The 26,961-nt window shown below is 68.9% G+C and carries 12 protein-coding genes and 1 pseudogene; 9 read left to right on the top strand and 4 right to left on the bottom strand.

Annotated elements, in window-relative coordinates:
* Positions 1 to 224 precede the first annotated feature (224 nt).
* The 4 genes from DBP14_RS12625 to DBP14_RS12610 all read left to right on the top strand — a co-directional run bounded on the left by DBP14_RS12625 (position 225) and on the right by DBP14_RS12610 (position 12,922).
* Positions 225 to 1,778, top strand: coding sequence for an integrin alpha (locus DBP14_RS12625; RefSeq protein WP_206739259.1), 1,554 nt, complete (start codon positions 225 to 227; stop codon positions 1,776 to 1,778).
* A 41-nt stretch (positions 1,779 to 1,819) separates the two neighbouring features.
* Positions 1,820 to 5,425 carry a LamG-like jellyroll fold domain-containing protein gene (locus tag DBP14_RS12620; RefSeq protein WP_129307337.1) on the top strand — a complete coding sequence of 1,202 codons (3,606 nt, stop codon included), beginning with the start codon at positions 1,820 to 1,822 and terminating at the stop codon, positions 5,423 to 5,425.
* Positions 5,426 to 5,520: 95 nt separating this feature from the next.
* Complete coding sequence (locus tag DBP14_RS12615) at positions 5,521 to 12,444, top strand: polymorphic toxin-type HINT domain-containing protein (protein ID WP_129307336.1); 6,924 nt, start codon at positions 5,521 to 5,523, stop codon at positions 12,442 to 12,444.
* The gene (locus DBP14_RS12610) at positions 12,428 to 12,922 is read left to right on the top strand and encodes a DUF4265 domain-containing protein (RefSeq protein ID WP_129307335.1); all 495 of its coding nucleotides are present in this window, start codon (positions 12,428 to 12,430) and stop codon (positions 12,920 to 12,922) included. Before DBP14_RS12615 ends, DBP14_RS12610 begins: the two co-directional genes overlap by 17 nt.
* A 566-nt stretch (positions 12,923 to 13,488) precedes the next feature.
* Here the strand turns inward: DBP14_RS12610 and DBP14_RS36830 are convergent.
* Together DBP14_RS36830 and DBP14_RS12605 are read right to left on the bottom strand one after the other, a co-directional pair.
* Positions 13,489 to 13,645: pseudogene (locus tag DBP14_RS36830) on the bottom strand (IS1380 family transposase); the annotation flags it as partial.
* A 232-nt stretch (positions 13,646 to 13,877) separates the two neighbouring features.
* A complete protein-coding gene (locus tag DBP14_RS12605) occupies positions 13,878 to 16,643 on the bottom strand; it encodes a CDP-glycerol glycerophosphotransferase family protein (RefSeq protein WP_129307334.1) in 2,766 nt (921 codons plus the stop codon).
* Positions 16,644 to 17,088: 445 nt separating this feature from the next.
* Between DBP14_RS12605 and DBP14_RS12600 the strand changes: the two genes are divergently transcribed.
* On the top strand, positions 17,089 to 18,708 hold the full coding sequence (locus tag DBP14_RS12600; protein WP_129307333.1) for a succinic semialdehyde dehydrogenase: 1,620 nt from the start codon (positions 17,089 to 17,091) through the stop codon (positions 18,706 to 18,708).
* A 54-nt stretch (positions 18,709 to 18,762) separates the two neighbouring features.
* On the top strand, positions 18,763 to 20,580 hold the full coding sequence (locus tag DBP14_RS12595) for a GMC family oxidoreductase (protein ID WP_129307332.1): 1,818 nt from the start codon (positions 18,763 to 18,765) through the stop codon (positions 20,578 to 20,580).
* A gap of 714 nt (positions 20,581 to 21,294) precedes the next feature.
* Here the strand turns inward: DBP14_RS12595 and DBP14_RS12590 are convergent.
* Entirely contained in the window at positions 21,295 to 21,588 is a 294-nt protein-coding gene (locus DBP14_RS12590; protein ID WP_129307331.1) for a chorismate mutase, read from the bottom strand.
* 289 nt (positions 21,589 to 21,877) lie between these two features.
* On the opposite strand from DBP14_RS12590, the gene guaA reads away from it, so the two are divergent.
* Both guaA and DBP14_RS12580 read left to right on the top strand, forming a co-directional pair.
* Positions 21,878 to 23,455, top strand: coding sequence for a glutamine-hydrolyzing GMP synthase (guaA, locus tag DBP14_RS12585; RefSeq protein WP_129307330.1), 1,578 nt, complete (start codon positions 21,878 to 21,880; stop codon positions 23,453 to 23,455).
* A gap of 175 nt (positions 23,456 to 23,630) precedes the next feature.
* The gene (locus DBP14_RS12580; protein WP_129307329.1) at positions 23,631 to 24,425 is read left to right on the top strand and encodes a class II aldolase/adducin family protein; all 795 of its coding nucleotides are present in this window, start codon (positions 23,631 to 23,633) and stop codon (positions 24,423 to 24,425) included.
* Positions 24,426 to 24,445: 20 nt separating this feature from the next.
* Here DBP14_RS12580 and DBP14_RS12575 read toward each other — a convergent pair whose 3' ends face one another.
* Positions 24,446 to 25,369: a DUF4429 domain-containing protein gene (locus tag DBP14_RS12575; protein WP_129307328.1), complete on the bottom strand. Its 924-nt coding sequence runs from the start codon at positions 25,367 to 25,369 to the stop codon at positions 24,446 to 24,448.
* A gap of 190 nt (positions 25,370 to 25,559) precedes the next feature.
* Here DBP14_RS12575 and DBP14_RS12570 point away from each other — a divergent pair, with 190 nt between their 5' ends.
* Positions 25,560 to 26,846, top strand: coding sequence for a hypothetical protein (locus DBP14_RS12570; protein ID WP_129307327.1), 1,287 nt, complete (start codon positions 25,560 to 25,562; stop codon positions 26,844 to 26,846).
* The last annotated feature ends 115 nt before the right edge of the window (positions 26,847 to 26,961 follow it).

The raw sequence follows: 26,961 nt of genomic DNA, 5'->3' as shown, positions 1-26,961 counted from the left end.
CACCCCTGACGACTCTCGGTATGCCGGTCTTGCAGGCGTAAATTTCCGTCTGCCCCATTGGGGTGCCCCCGGTACCAATGGGCGGTGTCGCTCCTGCCCGCCGTGCCCGCGCCAGCTCCCGCCTCCCCTTGACGCTCTTTAAGCGCCTCATATTTAGTGATCTTTTACATGATTCACAGGTCGTCCTTACTTTGGCGAACTCGCAAAACAACTAGGGGTGGGGTGTGCGTACGCGTACACGTCTAACGGGGGTGCTGGCCGCAGCGGTCGGCGTCCTCCTGACGGCAACAGGGGTCGTGACGCTGGGTGCGCCTCAGGCGACCGCGGTCGGCTGCACGGGCGGAACGTCCAGCGACTTCAACGGCGACGGCATCACCGACACCGTCATAGCGGACCCGGACGCCACGGTGGACGGCGTCAAGAAGGCCGGGCTCGTGCGGATCGTCCTCGGCGGCGGCAAAGGTGTTTCGGAGATCTCCCAGGCTCTGCCCGGGATGGACGCGATCCCCGAGGCCGGTGACAGCTTCGGATTCTCACGCACGTCGTACGACGCGGACGGGGACGGGTGCACGGACCTGGTGGTCGGTGTTCCCTTCGAGGACATCGCCAAGGACGGCAAGCGACTGGTCGACGCCGGTGCGATCTATATCTTCCACGGGACACCGACCGGCATCGGCGCGGGATCGAAGATCGATGAGTACACCCAGACAGACTTCGACCCCGTGACCCTCACCGAGGCGTACGACTGGTTCGGGTACGCGCTGAAGGCCGGTATGACCGCGAGCGGTAAGCCCTACCTGATCGTCGGCGTCCCCGGTGAGGACGTCACGGTGAACGGCTCCAACAAGGTGGACGCCGGGTGTGTCGAGTACAGGAACGGCTCGACAGTCGTATCGGTGAGCGAGGAAAGTCCCGGGGTGCCCGGGTCAACCGAGGAGAACGACCGGTTCGGCTACTCGCTGGACGGAACCGACCGTTACTTCGCTGTAGGTCTGCCCGGCGAGGCGGTCGGCGACCAGGCGTTCGCCGGGGATGTCGCGATCTTCAGCCAGACCGTCTCCGACGGCTGGCCCACTCCTCTGGCGGCCATCGACCAGAGCAGCATCAGTGTCGGGACCCCGGAAGCCGGCGACGGCTTCGGCACGTCGGTCTCCATGACGAACTACCGGCCGAGCGACCAGTCGTACAACTCCGACGCCCTCCTCGCCATCGGTACACCGGGCGAGGACGTCAAAACCACGGCGGACGCGGGCACCTTCGTGGTGGTGCGAGTCCAGCCGGCCGGCACGGTCACAAAGGTGTCGGCGGCAGACGCCACAGACGACGATGTCGAAGGAGACGCGGTGGCCGGAGACTTCCTGGGCCAGCGGGTGACCATCTCCAACACAGACACCAGTGTCGTCACCACGAGCGCCAACGTCCGCCTCGCCGTTGGGGTCCCCGGCAAGGACACAGCCACCGTCATGGACGCGGGAGCCATCCAGATCTTCCGCCCCCTGGACTCCGCGATCGGCGCGAACGACAGGCTTCTCACCCGCGGCTCGGGCCTCCCGGGCATGGCCACGGCACGTGACTACCTCGGTATGGCGTTGGCCTCGGGCACCACGAACCTTTACGTGGGCGTGCCCTTCAGCAAGGAGGCCAACTCCTCGAAGGGCGTGCTGTACGTCCTGCCGTGGACGGACACCGACGGCACGACCAGCACCGGCACGACGACCTACCTGCCCGGCCAGGGCGGGCTGCCCGACGTCGGCGAAGCGTTCGGAACGGTGGGATGAGCGACGGTCAGCAGACTTCGGGCAGAAGGAAAAACCGCACCATGAAACCCCGCAGAAGCGGCAGAGGCCGTAGCGTCGCCGCAGTCACCGCGCTCGCGGCGCTGCTGGCCACCGGCCTCAGCGCCGCGCCCGCCGAGGGCCGCCCCTCGGCCGCGGCCGCCAAGAGCCCGCACCCGGCCAAAAGCGCCCCAGCCCTGACGGCGAACGCGGCACGGGACGCGGCCCACCAGTCCGGTCACCGGGTGGAGATCCTCAGCCTGCGCGACGAACGCAACACCACCTACGCCAACCCCGACGGCACGTTCACCACCGACGAGTACGTCCAGCCCGTCCGCACCCGTATCGACGGGAAGTGGACGGACATCGACACCACTCTGGTCCGGCAGAAGAACGGCTCCTACGCTCCCCGGGCCGCGCTGTCCTCCATGTCGTTCTCCGGTGGCGGCGACACGACGTTCGCCGAGATCCAGAAGGACGGGCGCGCCCTTTCCTTCGGCTGGTCAGAGAAGCTGCCCAAGCCGAAGGTCAACGGCTCCACCGCCACCTACGCGGGCGTCCTGCCCGGTGTCGACCTCAAGGTCACCGCGAGCGCCGAGGGCTTCTCGCACGTGCTGGTCGTGAAGACCGCCGAGGCGGCTGCCAATCCCGAACTGGACAAGCTGCGGCTTCCGCTCGGTACCTCCTCGGTAGATCTGAAGGAGACCGGTGACGGTGGTCTCACCGCAACCGACCCCGGGTCCGGCGGCACCGTCTTCGAGGCGCCGCAACCCGTGATGTGGGACTCCAGCCATGTCGCCGCCCACCAGCCGGCCAGTGGCGACACGAGCACCCAGACTCCTCCGGACGGCGCCCAGGTCGCCGACGTCGGCGTGGACGTCACGTCGAAGGCGATGACCTTGACACCGGACAGCGAGCTGCTCAACGACAAGGACACGGTCTACCCCGTCTACATCGACCCCGTGGTCAAGACCGCCAACCGCAGCTCCTGGACCATGGTGTCCTCGTACTACTCGGGCACCTCGTTCTGGAAGTTCGACGACAGTGAGGGCGTCGGCCGTTGCCCCGCCGACGTGTCGTACCGCTGCGCCAGCTCGAGCGACGTCAAACGGCAGTTCTTCGCGATCCCGACCTCGGCCTTCGCGGGCAAGGACATCATCAGTGCCGAGTTCGCCGTGACGCAGACCTTCACCTACAGCTCCAGCGCCCGCGAGGTGCAGCTGGCCCGGGTCAACAGCACTGGCGCGAGCGCGATCAGCTCGTCCACCACCTGGTCGAACCAGCCTTCGTCCAAGCAGACCATCGATACGAAGTCGCCTACCGCTACGGCAGGTTCGTGCACCTCGACGAACCAAAACGTGCGCTTTGGCGTGACCAGCACCATTCAGAAGGCCGCCGACGACAGCTGGGGCACCACCACCTTCCGCCTCAAGGCGGGCAGTGAGTCGGACACGTCGTACTGGAAGCGGTTCTGCGGCAACGCGCACCTCGAGGTGACGTACAACAGGCCGCCGCTGGAGCCGGCCCAGAGCGACCTGAGCATGTCCCCGGGTGACACATGCGAGTCCGGGCACGCCACCGACCACTACGTGACCCAGGCGCCCGCCCTGACCGCGGTCATCAAGGACTACGACCACAACGACACCGGGTCCAACAGCGAAAGCCTCCAAGCGCGCTTCAAGATCTGGTGGACCAGCGGCACCACCGAGGTCGTCCACTACGCGACCACTCTCAAGAAGACGACCACGGGCACTGGCCAGACCGGACAGGCCAAGTTCACGTACACCGTGGGCGACGACATCACCGGAGACGGCCAACCAGGCTTCTCCATCCCGCAGAACGTCACCATCGCCTGGCAGGTCCAGGGCTACGACCAGCAGGCCTACGGCCCCTGGTCCACCGACGGCGACCAGACCCGCTGCGAGTTCATCTACGACGCCTCCAAGCCCAAGTCCGCCGTCATCACGTCTGCGCACTACCCAGCCGATGACGCCTGGCACACGGGCGTCGGTGACTACGGCTCCTTCACCATGGACTCGCCGTCCTCCGACGTGACGGCGTACTCGTACTACTTCACCGGCCCGCAGGCCGACACCACGAAGAAGAAGGTGACACCCGCGGCCACCGGCGGGCCGATCACCGTGCGGTGGATGCCGCCGAGCGAGGGCTCCTACACCCTGCACGTCACCGCCATGGACGGCGCGGGTAACCCGCAGAAGACTCCGACGGCCTACGTCTTCCTGGTCAGCGACGGCCGCGCGCCCGTGGCCGGCTGGACCCTCGGCGACGCCAAGGGCGCCACGAAGGCCGCCGGCAGCAGCGGCACACCCGACGCCACCGCCGGCTCCGGAGTGACCTTCGGCGGCACGGGCCCCCTCGGCTCGACCGACACCGCGGCCTCCTTCGACGGCACCGAGAACGCCTACCTCGACGCGGGTGCGCCAGCGGTCGACACGAGCAAGACCTTCTCCGTGAGCGCCTGGGTCATGCTGCCCGCGCTGCCCACCGAGAACATGACCGTCGTCAGCCAGGACGGCACCGGACAGCCCGGCTTCGAGCTCGGCTACGACGTGGACACCTCCTCCTGGACCTTCCGCATCCCCGTCAGTGACATGGAGACGCTGGGCACCTGGAAGGTCTCGGGCGCGAAGGCCGTCGCCAACAGCTGGACGCACCTGATCGGCGTGTACGACGCCGAGCTCGGCAAGATGATGCTGTATGTCAACGGCGTACTGGTCGCCGACGACGTCCAAGCCCGAAAGACCACCTGGAACGCGACAGGCCCTCTACAGATCGGGCGGAAGATCTCCCTCGGGGGCTACGTCAACCAGCTCAAGGGCAGCGTTGCCGACGTCAAGCTCCACGACCGGGTCATCCCCCCGACGGAGGGACAGGAACTCGGCGGCATTCAACCGCACCAGCTTGCCTACTGGCAGCTGGACCAGGCGACGGCCGGTGTCTCGCCCGAGACGAACGGCGGGGCTGGGCTCACCCTTGGTGGCGGCGCCTCCATCTACGTGCCGGACGACTCCTGCGACCCCGCGGTCGACCCCGACTGCGAGTCTCCGGAGGCACCTCTGTGGGGTGACGGGAACCTGGTCCTCAACGGCACGGACGCATACGCCACTCGCACCGCCGGACCGCTCTCCACACAGGACAGCTTCACTCTCACGGCCCGTGCACGGCTCGCGTCGGCCAACCCGGCGAGGGACGAGACAGTACTGTCCCTGGCGGGCACCAACGGCAGCGCGATCAAGGTCAGGTACCAGGCATCCAGCGACCACTGGCAGCTCGTGGTGACCAGCGCGGACTCGGCGACGCCGGTGACCACCACGCTGCTCGACCACGAAGACGCACCCAGCTCGACGGCCTCCGGTGACCACCTCGCGCTGGTCTACAACGCGGTCTTCGGCGACGTCCTGCTGTATGTCAACGGCATCGCGGTGGCCGACGCGTCCTGGGACAACACCTGGGACTTCAGCACGACGAGCCTCCAGGTCGGCCGTGAGCTGACCGGACAGACGGCCGGCGAGTACTTCTCCGGTGCCGTCGACGAGGTGCGCATGTATCAGGGGCCGCTGGACGCCTCGCTGGTGACGACCGTCGCGGTTCTGCCGGGCGGCGCCAGCCTCGAGGAATCCTCGGCCTGACCGTCCCCGCGTGTGGGCGGGCGGCCATGGTGTCGCCCGCCCATCTCGGCATGCGCACCCCTTCCCTTCATCCCTCCTGATCCGATGGAGACTTCATGTCCTCGCCTCCCTGGTTCCGGTCCATCAGACCGGCCTGGCGACACGGCCGAAGGCGGACCGCGCTGGTCCTCGGACTGACCCTGTCCATAGGGCTGCTTCCCTCCTATGTCCCCGAGGCCCTCGCCCACGACGGTCTGACCAGGCCCAAGACCCAGACCAGCCTCGACAAGCCGGTCCGCGGTCACAACGCCGCGGCCAAGGCCTTCAAGAAGACCGATCAGGCCAAGAAGGCCGCGGTCCGCACGACCCACAAGGCGCACTGGCCCAAGGCGGGCAGCGCCGAAGTGCAACTGTCCGGCAAGGCGGCGAGAGCCAACGGCCTGCCCCTGTCGGCCAAGACCGCCGGCGGGAGGAAGGGCGCCCACTCCGTACGGGTCAGCATGCTGGGGCGCGACGCCGCCCGGGCGGCGGCCGTGGACGGCATCCTGTTCACCCTCGCCCGTACCGACGGGGCCACCAGCAAGGGCGCCGCTCGCGTCACGCTGGACTACTCGAGCTTCGCCGGCGCTTACGGCGGCGACTACGCCTCCCGCATCCGGCTCGCGCAATATCCGGCGTGTGTCCTGACCACGCCGCGCAAGAAGTCATGCTCCACCCCGACGTACCTGAAGAGCAGCAACGACGCCCAGAAACAGACGGTCACTGCGACCGTCCAGGCGGCCGGCGACGCCTCCGGTCCGTCCAGCCAGTTGCTGGAATCCGGCTCCACCAACTCCTCGGCCACCGTCGTCGCGGCCACCGCGGGCAGCAGCGGTGACGGCGGTGACTACACGGCGACCAGCCTCGCGCCCTCCTCGCAGTGGGGCGTCGACGCCAGCTCCGGCGCGTTCACCTGGTCGTACCCCATGACCGTCCCGCCCGTCCCCGGCGGCCTGCAGCCGACCGTCGGACTGAGCTACAACTCGCAGTCCATCGACGGCCAGACGGCGACCACCAACAACCAGGGCTCGTGGGTCGGCCAGGGCTTCTCCTACGACCCCGGATACATCGAGCGCAGCTACAAGCCGTGCGCCGACGACGGCCACGACGACGCCAACGGTGACGAGTGCTGGGCCTTCGACAACGCCACTCTCTCCCTCACAGGAGGCACCTCCGGTCGGCTCGTCAAGGACGACAAGACCGGCGAATGGCGGGTCAGCTCCGACGACAACGCCAAGGTCGAGCACCTGACCGCCGCCACCAACGGTGACAACAACGGCGAGTACTGGAAGATCACCACTGCAGACGGCACCCAGTACTACTTCGGGCTCAACCACCTGCCCGGATACGCGAGCGGCAACGAGGCGACCAACTCCACCTGGACCGTTCCCGTCTACGGCGACGACTCGGGCGAGCCTTGCTACAAGGCCACTTTCGCCGACGCCTACTGCACGCAGGCCTGGCGGTGGAACCTCGACTACGTCGTCGACCCGCACGGCGATGCCATGTCGTACTTCTACGGCACGGAGACGAACTACTACACCCAGGGCCTGAAGACCACCGAGAACGGCAAGGCTTACATCCGGGGCGGCTACCTCAAGCGCATCGACTACGGTCAGCGCGACGGCAAGGCTTACTCGACCAAGCCGGCCGCCCAGGTACTCTTCAGCACCGCCGAACGCTGCGTCGGTTCACTGACGGACTGCTCCGCCGGCGCGCTCAAGGACGACACCGCCGCCGACTGGCCGGACGTCCCGTGGGACCAGAACTGCGCGAGCGGCACCAAGTGCCCCGGCCAGAACTCCCCGACGTTCTGGACCCGCAAGAAGCTCACCAAGGTCACCACGCAGATCCGCACCGGTGACGCGACGTACTCGCCGGTCGACGAGTGGAGCCTCACCCACGTCTTCACCGACAACGGCGACGGCTCCAAGTCCCTGTGGCTCAGCAAGATCGACCACGCCGGAAAGACCGGCACCGACGTCCCGGTCCCGTCCGTCGAGCTGTACGGCACCCAGCTGCCCAACCGCGTGGACGAGACCGGCGACAACCTCCAGCCGTTCTACCGCTTCCGCCTCTCCGGCGTGAAGAACGAGTCGGGCGGCGCGCTCAGCGTCAACTACGCCGACAACCAGTGCACGACCAGCAACGTCCCGGCCGAGGACTCCTCCACCAAGCGCTGCTTCCCCGTGAAGTGGAGCCCGCCGGGAGTCACCGACCCGATCACGGACTGGTTCCACAAGTACGTGGTCAGCTCGGTCGTCCAGACCGACCTGACCGGCCAGAACCCCGACCAGGTCACCTCGTACACGTACCTGGGCGACGCCGGCTGGCGCAAGACGCCCGCCGACGGCATCACCAAGTCCGAGGACCGCACCTGGAGCGACTGGCGCGGCTACGGCAAGGTGCAGGTGGTCACCTCCGCCGGCACCAACGACCCGTCCAACACCAAGACCGAGCACGTCTTCTTCCGCGGGCTCGACGGCGACGTCGACAAAGACGGCCACGCCCGCTCGGCCACGGTCACCGACTCCAACGGCGTCTCGTACGAGGACACCGACTGGAAGGCCGGCCAGGAGCTGGAGACGATCACCTACAACGGCTCCGCCGTCACCGAGAAGTCGGTGACCGTGCCGTGGACCGCGGTGACCGCCACCGAAACCCATGACTGGGGCACGAACACGGCCCGCTACGTGGACACCGGTTCGACCAACACGTACACCGCGCTCGCGGTGGGTGGGTGGCGACACGTCTCCTCGGCGACCAAGTACGACAGTGCGACCGGCCGCGAGATACAGTCCGCCGACTACGGTGAGGTCGGCGTCGCCGACAACCAGTGCACCCGCACCGAGTACGCGGACAGCGCGAGCGCGCACATCTACTCCCTGGTCTCGCGTGTGGAAACGGTCGGCGTCGACTGCGCCACCACTCCCGATCGCGCCAAGGACGTCATTTCCGACGTCCTGACCTACTACGACGGTTCAACGACGCTGGCCACCGCCCCCACCAAGGGCGATGTCACCATGACCAAGCGGCTGTCGGCACACGACGGCACGACGGCCACTTACCAGACGACCGCCGTGAGCACGTACGACGACTACGGCCGGCCGCTGGTCATGAAGGACGCGGACACCGCCTCGTCCTCGACCAAGTACACCTCCTCGACGGCGTACACCGACACCTACGGCCTGGCGACCAAGTCGACCGTCACCAATGTCGACGGCTGGACGACCACGACGGAGTACGCTCCGCAGTGGGGTCTGCCCACCGCGAAGACCGATGAGAACGGCAGGCGCACCGACCTCGCCTACGATGCCCTCGGCCGCCTGGTCTCGGTCTGGTTGCCGGACCGCCCCAAGGCGTCCGGCATCAGCCCGTCCCTCAAGTACGAGTACCTGATCCGCTCGGACGCCGGCCCCACCGCCGTGCACACCCAGAAGATCCAGGCCGACGGCAGCACGTACGGCAGCGAATGGGCCCTGTACGACGGCTTCCTGCGGCCACGCCAGCAGCAGACGGACGGACCGGGCGGCGGCCGTATGGTCGCGGACACCCTGTACGACGGTTCCGGCCGAGTGGTGAAGGTCAACGACACCTACTACACCTCCGGTGCCCCTTCCTCGACGCTGTTCAAGCCACTCAACGCCGACCTGGACGCGCAGACCGTCACCCAGTACGACGGCGCGGGCCGCACCACGGCGGCCATCACCGAGGTCCAGGGAACGGAGAAGTTCCGGACGACCTACGCATACGGCGGCGACCGCGTCACGACGACTCCACCGAAGGGAGGGGTCAAGACCACGGCCGTGACGGATGCCCGCGGGCAGACGACGGCGCAGATCCAGTACCCCGCCGACGGCGCCGCCGTCACCACGTCCTACCGTTACGACGCCGCCGGCCGGCTCACGAAGGTCACCGACGACAAGGGCAACAACTGGACATACACCTATGACCAGCTGGGCCGCAAGAAGACAGCAACCGATCCCGACACCGGCTCGTCGTCCTACACGTACGACGCCATGGACCGGCAGACCTCGGCCACGGTCAACGGGGACAAGACGTCCACGGTCTACGACGAGCTGGGCCGTGCCGTCTCCACCTGGCAGGGCGAGGCGAACACCGGCACCAAGCTGTCCGTGACCAAGTACGACACGGTCGACAAGGGCGAGCTGTACGGCGTCTACACGTACAAGAACGGCGCGGTCTACTCGTCGACGACCTACCCGGTCCTCGACCCGAACAACGACTACAAGCCGATCTCGACCAAGTACTACCTGTCCACGACGGCCGAACCACAGCTGGGCGGCACCTACCAGTACACCAACCAGTACAACCGGGACGGCACGGTCCAGGGCGAGGGACTTCCGGCCGCGGGCGACCTGCCCGCCGAGGCACTCTCGTACGTCTATGACGGCCTGCAGCGCCTGACCGGCGTGAACACCTCGCTCGCAGGCGGGAGCTACGTCACCGACGCGTCCTACTCGCCCACCTCGAACTTGGAGCAGCTGGAGCTGTCCACCGGTATCTCGGGGGCTCCGAAGACGTGGATCACGAACTCGTTCGAGGCGGGCACCGACCGGCTGACCAACTCGCGGGTGGATGTCGAGGGCGCGTCGAGCGTCGCCTACGACGCGAACTACACCTACGACGACGCCGGTGACATCCTCTCCATCGGCGACACCCCGACCGGTGGCACGAGTGACGTGCAGTGCTTCGCGTACGACGGTCTCGGACGCATGTCCTCGTCCTGGACGTCCTCCGTGGCGTCCAACGACGCGAAGGGCACGGGCAGCACGGACACGTCCTGCGCGTCGGGCGCCTCGCCGTCCACGGTGGGGGGCGTCACGCCTTACTGGACGGACTACGGCTACGACTCGATAGGCAACCGCACCAGCGAGGTCCGGCACGGATTGAACGGCACCCCGACCTCCAGCCGCACGTACGCGTACGGCAAGGGCTCGGGACCAAACGGCCAGGACTCCGGTCCGCACACCGTGTCGTCGATCGTCCAGAAGACGGACGCCACGGCCACCACCCCGGAGGTCACCTCCCAGGACACCTACGGCTACGACGCCACCGGCAACACCATCAAGCGCGTCCTGGACGGCGACACCCAGTCGCTGGCCTGGGACAAGCAGGGTGAGCTGACCACGGTCACCAACGCCGACGACTCGGTGACGACGTACCAGTACGACGCCGCGGGCACCCGGATCCTCCGGGACACCCCGACCGGGAAGACGTTCTACCTGCCGGGCATGGAACTGGACCTGGACAAGTCCACGTCCAAGGTGACGGCGACGCGCTACTACAGCTTCGGCGACACCACGGTGGCGATGCGGGAGGCGGACGGCGTTCACTTCCTCGCCTCGGACCACCAGGGCACGGCCGATCTGGCCGTCGACGCCAAGACGGGCGCGACCACCCGCCGCCGCTCCGACCCGTTCGGCAACGCGCGGGACGAGTCCTCGTCCTCCGGTTCCGGCTGGGTCAACGACAAGGGTTTCGTCGGCGGCACCATCGAGGCGTCCACCGGCCTGATCACCCTCGGCGCACGCGAGTACGACGCGGACACGGGCCGCTTCATCTCGGCCGACCCGATCGTCGACTACACCGACCCGCAGCAGATCAACGGCTACGCCTACGCCAACAACAGCCCCGTGACGTACAACGACGCGTCGGGTCTGCGGGCGGCGAACTGCCACGGCGGCTGGTACCAGTGCGGGCCTGGGAAGTCGAAGCACCGGGGCGAGTGGGTTGACAACACGGCCGGCTTCGACGACAGCGGTTCAGGCGGCAGCACGACGTACACGCCGGCGCAGGCCCAGGCCGACGCCGCCAAGTTCGACGAGTACAGCGCCAAGGAGAAGGCGATCGCGGTCGCCAAGGAACTCGGCAAGATCGTCGCCGACGAACTCGGCATCACGGACGCCCTGGACTGCTTCACCACAGGCGCCCTGGGGGCATGCGGCAACACGGCCATCAACGTCGCGTCCTCGTTCCTCGGTGGCGGCCCGCTTGCCAAACTGGCCAAGAAGTACCTCTTCCGCTGGGACAAGGCAGCAGCCCTGGCCAAGCGCATCGTGAACCTCGGCAAGGACCTGATAGGCGCCTTCAAGGACTGGCGCAAGAGCCGCAAGGAAGCGAAGGCTCTGGAAGAGGCGGCCAAGGGATGCAAGGAGGCCAACAGCTTCACACCAGAAACTCTGGTGCTGATGGCCGACGGGTCCAAAAAGAAGATCGCGGACATCAGGATCGGCGACAAGGTCCTGGCCACCGACCCCGAGACCGGGAAAACCAAGACCGAGACCGTCACTGCCGAGATCAAGGGCACCGGCCTCAAGCACCTGGTCAAGGTCACCGTCGACACCGACGGCAAGAAGGGATCCAAGACGGCGTCGGTCACCGCGACCGACGGCCACCCGTTCTGGGTCCCGGCACTCCACGCCTGGCTCCGCGCTACGGACCTCAAGTCCGGCGAGTGGCTGCGCACGAGCGCCGGCACACGGGTCCAGATCACCGCGGTCACCCGCTGGACGGTCCTGACAGCGACGGTGCACAACCTCACGATCAGTGAGCTGCACACGTACTATGTGCTGGCGGGGCCTACGTCAGTCCTCGTTCATAATGCCAACGGTGATGCGTGCCAACTGCCGCTCTTCGTACTCAAAGACGGTGAGACCTCTTCTGCTGCACAAATAGCAAACAGCACGCCCGGCGGGGGGACCCGAGTCGGGCAGGCCGACAAGAGGCAAGAGCTACTAGATGCAGCAGACGGAGATTATCAATGCTGGAGGTGCGGGATGCGTACAAGCAATCCAGGCAATATGCATCTCGGGCACAAGAATGTTCCGACGTCGCGCGGTGGAAATCTTGCGGACGACAACGTCTGCCTAGAAGGTGCCGCTTGTAACCTCAGTGCAAACAATCGCGGTGGTGCCAAACCGGGTAGGTCATGTGCCGAGCGAGGAAGCTGCGGCGCACCGTATGGGAGAAGTGATTAGGAGTGTCCTCCTAGTGGAATCAAGGAATCGGCGGACCGTCCGCCTACTGGCAGGGAAGAAGACTTCCGGAGAGCCGGTCTTCGAGAGTGTTCTGGGTGATGCTCCTGACGGATGCAACGAGTTCAGAGTGCTTGCTACGCCAGGGCTCGTACTGGGTGTCGCGGCAGGGGACCGCCTGAGAGTGGATGAAGGCTCGGGTACGTTCGAGATCCTTTCTCGTGGTGGGAACGTTTCCATCCAGTTCTACGGCTCTCAGGCGGCTGCTGATTCCCTGCTCTCGAAAATTGAGACGCTTGGTGGGTGGCTAGATGGTCACAAGTCCGGCCTCTGGATCTTCACTATCTCCGCAGCAGGTGGATTCACGGAATTGGAAAGAGTTTTGAATTCAGTGACAGAAGACCACTCTGGTGTCGAATGGTATTACGGGAATGTCTATGACGAGAAGGACGGTGTCACGCCCTTGAACTGGTGGAAGTGAGCTCCTCTAGCCCGTTGGCGTGGCATGAGGGCGGCTTATCTCTAGTCTTTCGGAACGGCTCGCCATTGAATGATGGCGGGCCGCTTCAGCTGTCAGAGCAATTTTTAGTTGTAGTCGACGGTGCTCTCAGACCCTGGCTTTTCCAGTCAAAGCGAGTATCGGAATCCAAGCCGGCAAGTCGAAGTGGTCCGGGCGGTGGATGCGGTTCTCGGCCCGGTCCGTAACCGGTGGGGTAGCTCAAGCTCGGCGATCGGCCCGCCATGGTGTTGGTGGCGAGCGGAGCCGCAACTGGTTTCGGGGTGCGGCCGTTTCTTCCTGGTGATGAGCCGCAAGTCCTCGGGGTAACTGGTAGCCGTTCAGAACGCCGCCGGCGAGTTCAGCGCCCCAGGGGTCGTCGGATTTTGCCGCCAGTCTCTGCGACCGGTTCACCCGCGCTATCGCGTGGCTGCGGAGTCCACGATCGGCGGCACTCCGTAGAATTCCAGGGTCGCTCGTCACGCAGCCGACGACCGACGTCGGGACCATAAAGACTGCTTCAGGGACTCCATCAGACTGGGGTCAGCTCGGTCTCCATCCAGTGCGACAGCCAGGGCCAGGTTTAGCAGGATCTTGCCCGGATCGTGTGCCGCCCGAGCCTTCCTCCGCGTGCGTCAGCGCCGTTGATATCGCCGTGGCCAAGCTGGCCCTGCGGACGGTCTCGACCAGCAATACGCCTCGACCTGCAAGACCACCCAGAGGGAAGTCTGGTCGACCCACTCATTTCATAATGGTGGCTTTTCGGGCGGTCTGTGCAACCCCAGTTCAGCGACATGGCGAACACACAGCTTCACTGAGCCGAGACGCGTCCGCCAAGATCCAGCGTCCCGTTCAACGAACGTCTCCTGCCCTCGCGCCGCACGTCAAACCCGCGCAGAGCCGGTGTCATCCGGCCCTGCGCGGCGAGGTCAGCCGTCGGTCACGGTGTGGCGTGCGGTCCGTCGGCGAGCATGCGGTCTACGACTCGCGCTGTCGCGAGGCCGTCCCCGGGCTCGCAGAAGTCCCGCACGAACTGGGCGTACTTCTCCCGGTACTCCGCTTCGACGGCATTGACGTCGCGCAGCGCCTTGACCAGGTCCTCGGAGGTCTCCAGCAGTGGACCGGGTGCTCGGGTGGTGAAGTCGAAGTACAAGCCGCGCAGTGAGTCCCGGTAGTGCTCCAGGTCATAGGTGAAGAACAGCATCGGCTTGCCCGAGTGCGCGAAGTCGAAGAGCGCCGAGGAATAGTCGGTGACCAGGACATCGGTCACGAGGTAAAGGTCGGCGATGTCGGGGTAGCGGGTGACGTCCCACACGAAGCCCTGGCCGGCGCCCGGTACGTTGTCGTGGACCCTCGGGTGCTTGCGGACGAGCAGCACATGGTCGTGACCGAGTTCGGCCTGGGCCGCGGCCAGGTCGATGCGCAGATCGAGTTTGTACAGCTTGCTCGCGTGCCGCTGGTCCTCCCGCCAGGTCGGGGCGTAGAGCACCACCTTCTTGCCCTCGGGCAGGCCGAGTTGCTCCCTGACCCGCGCGGCCCGTGCGTCACGGTCAGCGGCGTGGAAGGCGTCGTTGCGCGGATAGCCGCTTTCGAGCATGTCGCCTTCGATGCTGTACGCCCTGCGCATGATCTCCGTGGTGTACGCGTTCGGCGACACCACGAAGTCGAACTGCCGGTAGCTGTGCGGCAGTCCGGCGATGTAGGCGGGACTCGACTGCGCCGTACCGAGGAGGTCCTTGCCGATCTTCTTCAGCGGCGTGCCGTGCCAGGTCTGCACGACCCGCTGCCCGGGGCGGGTGAGGAACCAGTCGCCGATCATCGTGTTGACGACGACGTAGCGGCTGCGCGCCAGTGCCTCGTACCACTCGCGGCTGCCCATGCTCACCGCATGCGCTCCCGCCGGCATCTCGGGCAGGCCCCCGTCCTGGGTCCAGACGTGCTCGACCTCGACCCCCCGGCGTACCAGCTCCTCGTAGACCGCCCGCGGGGAGTCCGAGAACTGCCTGCCCTCGAGGCTCATGTAGACCACGGCGTCGCGCAGGGGGAGCTTGCGCTGCTCGTTGAAGTAGATCTCGCGCAGCATGCGCTGCCGGTAGGCGCCGTGCTCATCGGGGCCGAGCAGTCGTTCCGGCTCGATGAAGAGGCGGTCGAAGTAGCGGCGGTCGACGGTGAAAGTGCGCTGCGGGCTGCTGAAGGTCAGGGGTAGTTCCTGCACCTGCTCCGGACGCAAGGTGACCGGTACGTCCGCGGACTTGTCCCAGGCGTCCGCGTCGCGGAAGAACAGGTACCAGCGGCCGGGGCACAGGGGTAGCTCGGGGCCGTTCGCCTGCGGGGCCGCCTCGGGGTCGACTCGGACCGTGAATCGCCCGTCGACGAGCTCGACCGGCAGCTCCTTCTCCTCGAAGCGGACCCCGTGGCGCAGGATGACCTTCTTCCCGGCCGCTTCCTCTCCGGGATACGTCCCCTCGAGTACAAGCTCCCCCGACTCCGTCACGGTCATCGCATCCACCACGGGTCGGACGGCGCGCGTTGCGAGCTGGAGCTTGCCGGGCCCGTCGCGGTGGACGGCCAGCTCGCGACCGGAGGAAATCACGTGCCTGCTGGTCGTGAAGCCCTCGGCGAGCAGAGCCGCCTGGCCCCGGCCGTCGGCTCCCCTCAAGGCCACCTTGAGCTGCCGGGTCCTGGTTCCCGGCAGGTCGTCGGCGGTCACCTGGGCGAGATCGAAGACCGACTCGTAGCGCCGGAACGCGTCAGGGGAACCGGACAGGGGAGTGAGTGGGCTGTCGAGTCTGGCTTCGCCTTCGCCGATGCTCACGGCCGTGGGGGCCTTGGCGCCGCTCCGTGCCCTCGTGACCAGGCGCAGCTCGCCGTCCGCGACGGTGCAGGACTCTACCTCGACAGAGGGCTCCTGCACCGTGATGCTCACGGCGTTCTGGGTGAAGCCGATCACGAGACGTGAACCGTCCGCGAGATGGCGCACCTGGTTGTGACCGGCGCTGCCCGCGTCCCGCTGGCGCACCCGCGCGCCGTAGGGCCCGCCCGGTCCCGGGATCCCGATGTACAGGAACCACTGGCCGGCACCTTGCTCGGCGAGCTCGCGCAGTCGACGGGCGGAGACGACGACTTCGAAACCCGTGCGGTCGTAGCAGTGCAGGGCCTGCCCGGAGGCGACGGTGGCTTGCTCGCTGCGCGTGCGTCGCATGCGGAGCTTGACGCGCCGGCCGGTCTCGCCGTCCTCCAGTACCGCGAACCGGCCGACGATGCGGCCCGAGGGACGCGGCAGGTTCGCGACAAACGCGTAGCCTTCCCACACCAGATCGTCGCCGCGCCAGCCGACCGAGGTGAGCTGCGCCGTCACCGGCAGGTCGGGAGGGGTGAGCGCGGCTATCCGTTCAGGCAGCGTCAGGCGAGGCAGTCCCGGCAGTGTCAGCCGGGGGTGCCGGGCGCCTGCCACGACGAAGGCGTTCGGGTTCCTGCGCTGGTACCGGACCACCTCGACAAGATCCTCAGCACGCCCCTCGGCGGCGAGATGCCATATGACGCGCTCGAGCGGAGGGAGGTCAGTGAGCGCCCCCTCGCCATGGGTGTCGAGCAGCTCCCTCGCCGCGGCACGCAACTCCTCGCGCTCGTCCTGCGAGCTTTCGGGAAAGAACCGCAGGATCCCCCGTACCCTGGCCGACGCGAGATCGGCGAGAGACTGCGCCATGAGCAACGCCCTTCTTCAACGTGCCTGTGAACTCCAAGCCAGCGCACGTTAGCCGAGTCACTCGTGTACCGCACGCTTCGCGTGACGACAGTGCGAGCACATGTGTGCGTGGACGCCTCGGCAATGACCCCGTCCGAACCGCGCCGTCAAGTCGGTCGGGTAGTACAGGCCGCGGACGGGAGCGCCTCTGGTATGGGGTGCATAGTACCGGGGCCCCGGTTCCACACCCGCACCGCATATCAGAGCACGACGGACCGGAACCTCGTACCGCCTTCTCCGCTCCCCACCCGCTCTCCGCGAGAAAACCCGGAGCGAGTGATCGTCCCTCGACAACCCGCTGATCAGCGCATTCGCTGCCAGTGATCACTGGCGTTGTGTGTGCAGTCGGTGAATCCCTGTTACCGACGGGTACACAAACGGGCCGTCGCGGCATACCCTGCGCCTCATGACGGACTCGCAGGCCCCGGAGAAGACGGGCACCGGCAGCAACCCCCTCGCGCCCGCGCCGGAAGGCGCCCGTACCGCCGCCGACGTGGTCACGCCCGAGCTGGTGGCGCAGCTCACCAAGGGCGTCGTCGGCTCCGGCCGTACCGCCAGTCACACGCCGTTCACCGGCGAGAAACTGGCCGACCTGCCCGAGTCCACCCCCGAGGACGTCCAGCGGGCCTTCGAGGCCGCGCGCGCCGCCCAGTCCGTGTGGGCGAAGACGCCGGTACGGCAGCGGGCCGCCGTCCTCCTCCGCTTCCACGACCTGCTGCTGGAGCGGCAGGCCGAGGTGCTCGACCTCGTGCAGCTGGAGACCGGCAAGGCCCGCCTGCACGCGCACGAGGAGGTGCAGGCCGTCGCCGTCGCCGCCCGGCACTACGGCCGCCGCGCCGCCGCCTACCTGCGGCCCAAGCGGCACACCGGCGCGATCCCGACCCTCACCAAGGTCACCGAACTGCGCCATCCGCGCGGTGTCGTCGGCCAGATCGCCCCCTGGAACTACCCGCTCGAACTGTCCGTCGGCGACGCGCTGCCCGCCTTCGTCTCCGGCAACGCCGTCGTGATGAAGCCGGACACCGAGACCTGCCTCACCGCCCTGTGGGCCCGCGACCTGCTCGTCGAGGCGGGCCTGCCGGCCGACGTCTTCCAGGTCGTCCTCGGCGAGGGCCCGGTCGTCGGCCCCGAACTGGTCCGGCACGCCGACTACGTCTCCTTCACCGGCTCCACCCGCACCGGCCGCGAGGTCGCCGTCGGCGCCGCCTCCCGCCTGGTCGGCGTCTCCCTCGAACTCGGCGGCAAGAACGCCATGCTGGTCCTCGACGACGCCGACATCGAGAAGGCCGCCGCGGGCGCGGTCCGGGCCTGCTTCTCCTCCGCCGGCCAACTGTGCATCTCCATCGAGCGGCTGTACGTCCACGAGTCGGTCGCCGACGCCTTCCTGGAGCGCTTCGCCGCCCGCACCCGGGCCATGCGGCTCGGCAACTCCCTCGCCTACGGCGCCGACATGGGCTCGCTCGTCGGGGAACGGCAGCTGAAGACCGTCGAACGGCACGTCGAGGAGGCCGTCGCCAAGGGCGCCAAGGTGCTCGCCGGCGGCACCGCCCGGCCCGACATCGGCCCCTACTTCTTCGAGCCCACGGTCCTCGACGGCGTCGAGGACTCCATGGCCGTCTGCGAGGAGGAGACCTTCGGACCGGTCGTCTCCGTCTACCGATTCGGCAGCGACGACGAGGCCGTCGAGCGCGCCAACGCCACGCCGTACGGACTGAACGCGTCCGTGTGGACGAGCAGCGCCCGCCGCGCCCGCGACGTCGCCTCCCGCCTGCGCACCGGCACCGTCAACGTCAACGAGGGCTACGCACCGGCCTACGGCAGCGTCCAGTCCCCGATGGGCGGCATGAAGGACTCCGGCCTCGGCCGCCGCCACGGCTCCGAGGGCATCCTCAAGTACACCGAGGCCCAGACCATCGCCCACCAGCGCCTGCTGCCGATGGCGCCCTCCCTGGGCATGTCGGACGAGGGGTACGCCCGCTTCATGAGCACGAGCCTGAGGGCCATGAAGGCACTCCGGTTCCGCTAGCCACCAACCGGGTCACCGTCCGGTGGCCGGCCCCCGTCCCGACGAGGAGAGCACGTGTCGCAGGAGAAGTCCGTCCAGACCCGGGACGAGGACGCGTACGACGATGGGTACGACTATGACGTCATCGTGGTCGGATCGGGATTCGGCGGCTCCGTGTCCGCCCTGCGCCTGACCGAGAAGGGCTACAGGGTGGGCGTCCTGGAGGCCGGCCGCCGCTACACCCGCGACACCCTGCCCAAGAACTCCTGGGACCTGAAGAACTACCTGTGGGCCCCCAGGCTCGGCATGTTCGGCATCCAGCGCATCCACCTGCTCGGCAACGTCATGGTGCTGGCCGGCGCGGGCGTCGGCGGCGGCTCGCTCAACTACGCCAACACCCTCTACGTCCCGCCGAAGGCCTTCTTCGACGACCCCCAGTGGCGGGGCATCACCGACTGGCAGGAGGAGCTGAAGCCGTACTACGACCAGGCCCAGCGCATGCTCGGCGTCCGGCTCAACCCCACCATGACCCCCTCCGACGTGCACCTGAAGGCCGCGGCGCAGCGGATGGGCGTCGGCGACACCTTCCACATGGCACCCGTCGGCGTGTTCTTCGGCGACGGCAAGGACGCCGACGGCAAGGCGAAGGCCAGGCCGGGCGGCGAGGTGAACGACCCGTACTTCGGCGGCGCCGGGCCGTCCCGCAAGGCGTGCACCGAGTGCGGGGAGTGCATGACGGGCTGCCGGCACGGCGCGAAGAACACCCTCAACGAGAACTACCTCTACCTCGCCGAGAAGGCGGGCGCGGTGGTCCACCCCATGACGACCGTCGTGTCGGTCACCGACGACTCCCGCGGCGGCTTCGCGGTCGCGACCCTGCCCACGGACCAGAAGAAGAAGGGCAAGGACCGCATCCTCACCGCCCGCAAGGTCGTCATCGCGGCCGGCACCTACGGCACGCAGACCCTGCTGCACCGGATGAAGGCGGGCGGCCAGCTGCCGTACGTCTCCGCCCGGCTCGGCGACCTGACCCGCACGAACTCCGAGGCCCTGGTCGGCGCGCAGACCGACAACCGCCGCTACCGCAAGGCGACCGGCGCGCCGAGGGCCGACTTCACGCGCGGCGTCGCCATCACCTCCTCCGTCCACCCCGATGAGAACACCCACATCGAGCCGGTCCGGTACGGCAAGGGCTCCAACTCGATGGGCGGCCTGTCGATCCTCCAGGTGCCGTACGCCGAGGGCTCCTCACGGGTGCTCGGCTGGCTGGCGAACGCGGCCCGGCACCCGATGCTGGTCGCCCGCTCGCTGTCCAACCGGCGCTGGTCGGAGCGGACGATCATCGGCCTGGTGATGCAGTCGCTGGACAACTCGCTGACGACCTACCTGAAGCCCGGCGGCGTCGGCAAGGGCCTGCTCACCGCGCGGCAGGGGCACGGCGCCCCCAACCCCAAGCAGATCAAGGCCGCCTCCGAGGCCGCCACGGTCCTCGCCGACGAGATCAACGGCTTCGCCGGCAGCAACGTCGGCGAGCTGATGGGCACCCCGCTGACCGCGCACTTCCTCGGCGGCTGCCCCATCGGCGACTGTGCCGAGACCGGCGTGATCGACCCGTACCACCGGCTGTACGGCCACCCCGGCATCTCGGTGGTGGACGGTGCGGCGGTGTCGGCGAACCTGGGCGTCAACCCGTCGCTGACGATCACGGCGCAGGCCGAGCGGGCGATGTCGTACTGGCCGAACAAGGGCGAGGAGGACCCGCGTCCGGCGCCGGGGGCGGCGTACGAGCGGCTGAAGCCGGTCGAGCCGCTGCGGCCGGCGGTCCCGGCGGAGGCGTTCGGCGCGCTGCGCCTGCCCTTCCTGGGGATGCCGACGGTGCCGCCCAAGGAGTAGACCGGCGGGGGCGTAGGGGCCGGAATGGGCATGGGGCCACGGGTGCGGGAGGCCGGCCGTCGGCGCGTGAAGGGCCACGACGAGGGACCTGCGTCCCCCTCCGAACGCAGGTCCCTCGGTCTTACCGTTTTTGTGATCCGGTAGCAGGTTTGATCAGCGAGAACACAGGAAGGTTGCACGGCCTCCGACACCTCTTCGTGTGTCCCGCGTCACATACGCCTCGCCTGCGCACGACGAAGGGCCCCGCGGCAGTGCCGGCCGCGGGGCCCTTCTTTCGTCAGCACCGGCGTCGGGGTGCGCCGGTGCCCGGGGAGCGGCGCCGGGGGGAGGTGCGCCGCGTGGATGGTCGTGGGTGGTCGTGCCGGGGTCGTGCGGGGTTCGTGGGCGTCGTACGGTGGGCGTCGTGGAGGGGCTCGATCCGTCTGCGCGGGGACTCGGGGAGCTGCTGCGCATCGGTGCTGAACGGTTCCGCCGGCCGGCCCCGGGCGTCCCCGGAGCCGGCCGTTCTCTTGGATGACCGGGCTGCTGTCCCCTGCCGTCCGGTCACGTCCTGGAGCGAGGTCCCACGGCGTACGGCACGACCCGTACGCCTCATCGCCCCAGCGAGCCACGCGTGGTTCTGTCGGGCCCGCCCCTGGCTGGCACGGACACCTGGCTCAACGAAGGGGTGCGCCGGCCGGTCACGGCGCCGTACGGGTGAGAGCGGTCCCGAACTCAGATACGACCCCGGCACAGCTCCAGCAGGGTCATCGCCAGCGCCGTACCCGGCTTGCCCAGGGCGTCCCGGAAGTGGCCGAGCACCTCCATCTCCCGCGACAGGCTCACCCGCCGGCCACCGGAGGCGATACGGGTCTCCTGGATGACGGCCGAGACGGCCATCCGTTCCTGGATCAGGCCGATGATCCGGTCGTCGAGCGCGTCGATCCGCGCGCGGGCGTCCGCGATGGACGCGCCGGCCCTGATGTCCTCCGTGCTGCCTTCGGTGATGTCTTCCGTGGTCGTGGTCATGTCGGGGCCTCCTGGTGAGTACGGCTGACGGCTGCCCCGAAGCGACAGAGCCCGGAAACGCCAGGCGCCCCGGACCTTGTCGGCCCGGGGCGCCTGGGAAGTCGCTTGGCGTTCGCTCAAGCAGCTCGACCATGGCAGCCGGCGAGCCGGTTGCCATAGGTAAAGAGGAAGGTCGAGTGCGTGAGCATGGCGCACAGTATGCCACGACGCCGCAGCATGGGCGGCCCGCCCGGCCCGTTAGAATCGGAGACACAGACCCCGCCCAGACCGCCGGAAGGCCAGGCACCCCGTGTCATCGACCCCCGCTGCCGCCACTCCCGACACCGTCCTGGTCGTCGACTTCGGCGCGCAGTACGCCCAGCTCATCGCCCGTCGCGTCCGCGAGGCGCGGGTCTACAGCGAGATCGTGCCGAGCACCATGCCGGTCGCCGAGATGCTCGCCAAGAACCCCGCGGCGATCATCCTCTCCGGAGGCCCCTCCTCGGTCTACGAGGAAGGCGCCCCCCGCCTGGACCGCGCCCTCTTCGAGGCCGGCGTCCCCGTCTTCGGCATGTGCTACGGCTTCCAGCTGATGGCACAGACCCTGGGCGGCACGGTGGACAACACCGGCGCCCGCGAGTACGGCCGCACCGACCTGCACGTCTCCCGGACCTCCTCCACCCTCTTCGAGGGCACCCCCGCCGAGCAGGCCGTGTGGATGTCGCACGGCGACGCCTGCTCCGCCGCCCCCGAGGGCTTCTCCGTCACCGCCTCCACCGACGTCGTCCCGGTCGCCGCCTTCGAAAACGACGAGAAGAAGCTGTACGGCGTCCAGCACCACCCGGAGGTCATGCACTCCACGCACGGCCAGCAGGTCCTGGAGCACTTCCTGTACCGCGGTGCCGGCCTCAAGCCGGACTGGACGACCGGCAACGTCATCGACGAGCAGGTCGCCGCGATCCGCGAGCAGGTCGGCGACAAGCGCGCCATCTGCGGCCTGTCCGGCGGCGTGGACTCCGCCGTCGCCGCCGCCCTCGTCCAGAAGGCCATCGGCTCCCAGCTGACCTGCGTGTACGTCGACCACGGCCTGATGCGCAAGGGCGAGACCGAGCAGGTCGAGAAGGACTTCGTCGCCGCGACCGGTGTCCAGCTGAAGGTCGTCGACGCCGAGGAGCGCTTCCTCACCGCCCTCAAGGGGGTCTCCGACCCCGAGGAGAAGCGGAAGATCATCGGCCGCGAGTTCATCCGCGTTTTCGAGCAGGCGCAGGCCGAGATCATCGCCGACGCCGGCCCGGCCGTCGAGTTCCTCGTCCAGGGCACCCTGTACCCGGACGTCGTCGAGTCCGGCGGCGGCACCGGCACCGCCAACATCAAGTCCCACCACAACGTGGGCGGCCTCCCCGAGGACCTCGAGTTCCAGCTCATCGAGCCGCTGCGCAAGCTGTTCAAGGACGAGGTCCGCATGGTCGGCCAGGAGCTGGGCCTGCCCGAGGAGATCGTCCAGCGCCAGCCCTTCCCGGGCCCCGGCCTCGGCATCCGCATCGTCGGCGAGGTCACCAAGGAGCGCCTGGACCTCCTCCGCGAGGCCGACGCCATCGCCCGCGAGGAACTGACCGCGGCCGGCCTGGACCGGGACATCTGGCAGTGCCCGGTGGTCCTCCTCGCCGACGTCCGCTCGGTCGGCGTCCAGGGCGACGGCCGCACCTACGGCCACCCCATCGTCCTGCGCCCGGTCTCCTCCGAGGACGCCATGACCGCCGACTGGTCCCGGCTGCCGCACGAGGTGCTGGCGAAGATCTCCACCCGCATCACCAACGAGGTCCGGGACGTCAACCGCGTCGTCCTCGACGTGACCTCCAAGCCCCCGGGCACCATCGAGTGGGAGTGACCCTCGGGCGGGCCCGGCCCGCCTGAGGCGCGCGCCCCCTCGGCGACGAGAACGGGTGCACAGAGGTGGAACGGCTACGGCGGTTCCACCTCTTTCTTCACACCACAGCCCTGCCCATTTGGGCTGACCGACGGTAACTTCCGGACCGTACAGCAAACCCAGTGCTGGAGGACCGATGCACGGGCCGACCCCACCGCTGCCGCTGCCCACCGACCAGCTGCAGTTCGCCATGCCGCCGATGCACGACTCGGTCGACGACGAACGCCGCCACCGCAAGGAACGCCTCGCAGGCGCCCTGCGGATCTTCGGCCGGGCCGGCTTCGAGGACGGCGTGTCCGGGCACATCACCGCCCGGGACCCCGAATTCACCGACTGCTTCTGGGTCAACCCGTTCGGCATGCCGTTCCGGCACGTCACCGTCGGCGATCTCGTCCTCGCCAACCAGGACGGACAGGTCGTCGAGGGCCGCTACCACGTCAACCAGGCCGCGTTCACCGTGCACGCCCAGGTCCACGCCGCCCGCCCCGACGTCGTCGCCGTCGCCCACTGCCACTCCGTGCACGGCCGCGCCCTGGCCGCCCTCGGCGAGTTGATCGACCCCATCACCCAGGAGAGCTGCGCCTTCTACGAGGACCTCGCGCTGTACGACGCCTACAGCGGCGTCACCGTCGACGCCGGCGAGGGCCGTCGCATCGCGGGCGCGCTCGGCTCCCGCAAGGCGCTCGTGCTGCGCAACCACGGGCTGCTGACCGTCGGGGACTCGGTGGACGCGGCCGCCTGGTGGTTCCTGTCCCTGGAACGGTCCTGCCAGGTGCAGTTGCTGGCCAGGGCCGCCGGCCGCCCGGTCCTCATCGACCACCGGCAGGCCGTCGCCACCCGGGAGCAGCTCGGCGGCGACCTGGTGGCCTGGATCAACTACCAGCCGCTCTGGCAGGACATCAGCCGCGGCGAACCCGACCTGCTCAGCTGACCCGTCCGGCCATCAGGCCTTCAGCCGAACCCCTTGAGCACGGCCGCCTTGGCCAGCGCGAACTCGTCGTCCGTGAGCACTCCGTCCCGGCGCAGCTCGCCCAGCTCCCGCAGCCGGCGCAGCAGCACGTCATGGTCCGCGCACGGCCCTGCCGGCCCGCACAGCCCAGCCTGCCCGCACGGCCCGGGCACGGGGGTCTGGGGGCGGTCCGGGACGGCGTACGCCTCGCCGGTACGGGTGGAGGGGTGCGGCAGCCGGTGGGTGACGGCCGCCGCCACCAGGGCCGTCAGCAGATCGCGCCGGACGCTGCCCCACAGGTCCAGGGTGAAGGGGTCCCGCTCGGGCGGCAGCTTCGAGAACATCGTCTCGCGGGTCACGAACCGCAGGAACCCGTCCTCGTAGCCGGAGTTGGGCAGCCACTCGACCTGCACCAGGTCGCCGAGGCCGATGATCCGCGGGCCGGTCGCGCGTTTGACCCGGTCGGAGGTGTCCGCCCAGTCGATGCGCACCTGGGTGCCGTCGAAGGAGACCGTGCCGTCGGAGGACCGCACCGAGACCGGCACCGGCGGGCCCGGCAACAGATAGCCCGCCGTGGGCTCCTTGGGCACCTGGTCGAGGAACAGCGCGTGCCGGATCTCCTCCGCGACGTACTCCGCGACCCCGGAGCGGTCCGCGTCCACCGTCAGCCGGTAGGGGTCGGCGGCCTCCGGCAACCGGCCGCCCGTCGCCTGCAACAGCGGGTCGGCGCCCTCGCGCAGCCGCATCCGCAGCCGGCCGCGTTTGCGCTCCGGTTCGAAGCAGACGGCCGACACCGCTTCCAGGGGCACGGCGATCTCCCCGTACGTCTGCCGCAACAGCGGGACGGAGCGGTGGAGTCCTGGAGCGATCCGGATCGTGCTGCCGTCGAAGGCCCAGGTCCCGTCCCGCTGGATGATCTCGGCCATACGGGAATTCTCCCAGCCGGGTCAACACGCCGGCCCGGCCTTCACCCGCCCTGACCCGGACCGGCCGTTCCGGGCACCCCGGTGTAGGGCACAATGCGCTCTCGTCACAGGGGAGTTGCACGGCGCTGAGGCGGCCCGCCGAACGGGTCGCCCGCCGTGACTCGGGTCGAGGGGAAGGCGGGCGTCGGGCGTGGCGGTGCAGGAGGCGAGACAGGATGCGGCGACAGGTGCCGAGCGGACCCACAAGGGCGGCTGCACCTGCGGGGACTGTCCGCACGGGGCCCGGGAGGGGCATCGGCGGGCCGTCGCCGCGTTCCTGCGCCGGCGCGACGAGTTCGCGGCCGGACAGGGCCTGCCGGCGGCCGTCGCGCACTCGGCCTCCGCGTCCCGGCAGTGGGTCTCGGAGGAACTGACCCAGCGGGCGGACGCGGTCGCGGAGCGCGGCCGGACCGAGGGCGAGGCGTGGCTCGCCCGGCTGTGGCCGCGCACGGCCTGCGCGGTCTGGGGTGCCGTCGTCGTCCTGCTGATCAGCGAGGCCCTCACCGCGATCGGCGCGGGCTGGAGCCACGCGCGCACCGCCGCGCTGCTCGCCGCCCTCGTCACCGGCGCCGCCCTGACCGCCGCGTCCTGGTTCCACCGGGCCCGTGGCGGGGCACTGGCGCCGGTGATCGGCGAGGACAACCGGATGTCCACCTCCCGTACGGTCGCCGCGTGCTGGGCGCTGTTCGCCGGTTACACGGTCCTGCTGCTGGCGGCCCGGCTGGCCGTCGCCTCCGACCCCGCCGAACGCGACGCGCTGCTCGCCGGGCTCGGCCTCGCGCGCGGGGCGGGCCTGGTGACCGTCCTCGCCGTGGTCTGCGGCGTCGCCGTGCTGGTCCGCCGGGTCGTCGGACTGCGCGTCCTCACCCAGCGGCTGCAGAAGGTCCCGGCCCACCGGCCGTACGCCGCCGACCTGTTGACGGACGACGCCGGCCGGGGTGCCTTCGCCGACCTCCAGTACGTCGCCCTGCACGCCGCCGCGCTGCTGTTCACCGCCGTACGGCTGGCCCGCCGCCCGGACCGGCTGCCCGACCTGCCCTGGGGCCTGGCGGTGCTGGTGCTCGTCTCGGCCGCGACCTACCTGGCCGGCAAGTACGCCGAGGGCAGCCGTGCCGTGATCTTCTCCGTGGTCCGCAGCCGCGAGCCCGGGGACCTGGACGGGCCGATCCGCACCGGCGACGACATCGAGATCCGCGGCACCGGCTTCGTCCCGCCCGGGGCGCGGAGCGCCGACCGGCTGGCCCGGATGGTCGTCCGCATCGGCCCGGTCGACGTCCACGTCCCGCTGGTCCCCGTCACCGGCGGCTTCAGCAACCCCACGGACACGGTGCTGACCGTCCCCGTGCCCGCCGAGGTGGAGCCCGGCTCCGTGGAGATCCAGGTGGTGACCGCGGCCGGCGTGGCCACCAACCGCTGCATCGTCCAGATCACGGAGTGAGGGCGGCGAGAGCGGCGTGAGCCGTGAGGACCAGGAGAGCCGTGAGAAGGGGGAGCAGAGGGAGAACAGGGAGAACGGTGCGAAGAGGGAGAACAGCGGACGAAACCCGGAAAAA

Origin of the sequence: Streptomyces sp. L2 (genome assembly GCF_004124325.1) — a bacterium.
GTDB lineage: Bacteria > Actinomycetota > Actinomycetes > Streptomycetales > Streptomycetaceae > Streptomyces.
Note: the sequence above shows the minus strand (reverse complement) of the source record. Positions and strands in the feature narration are given on the sequence as shown.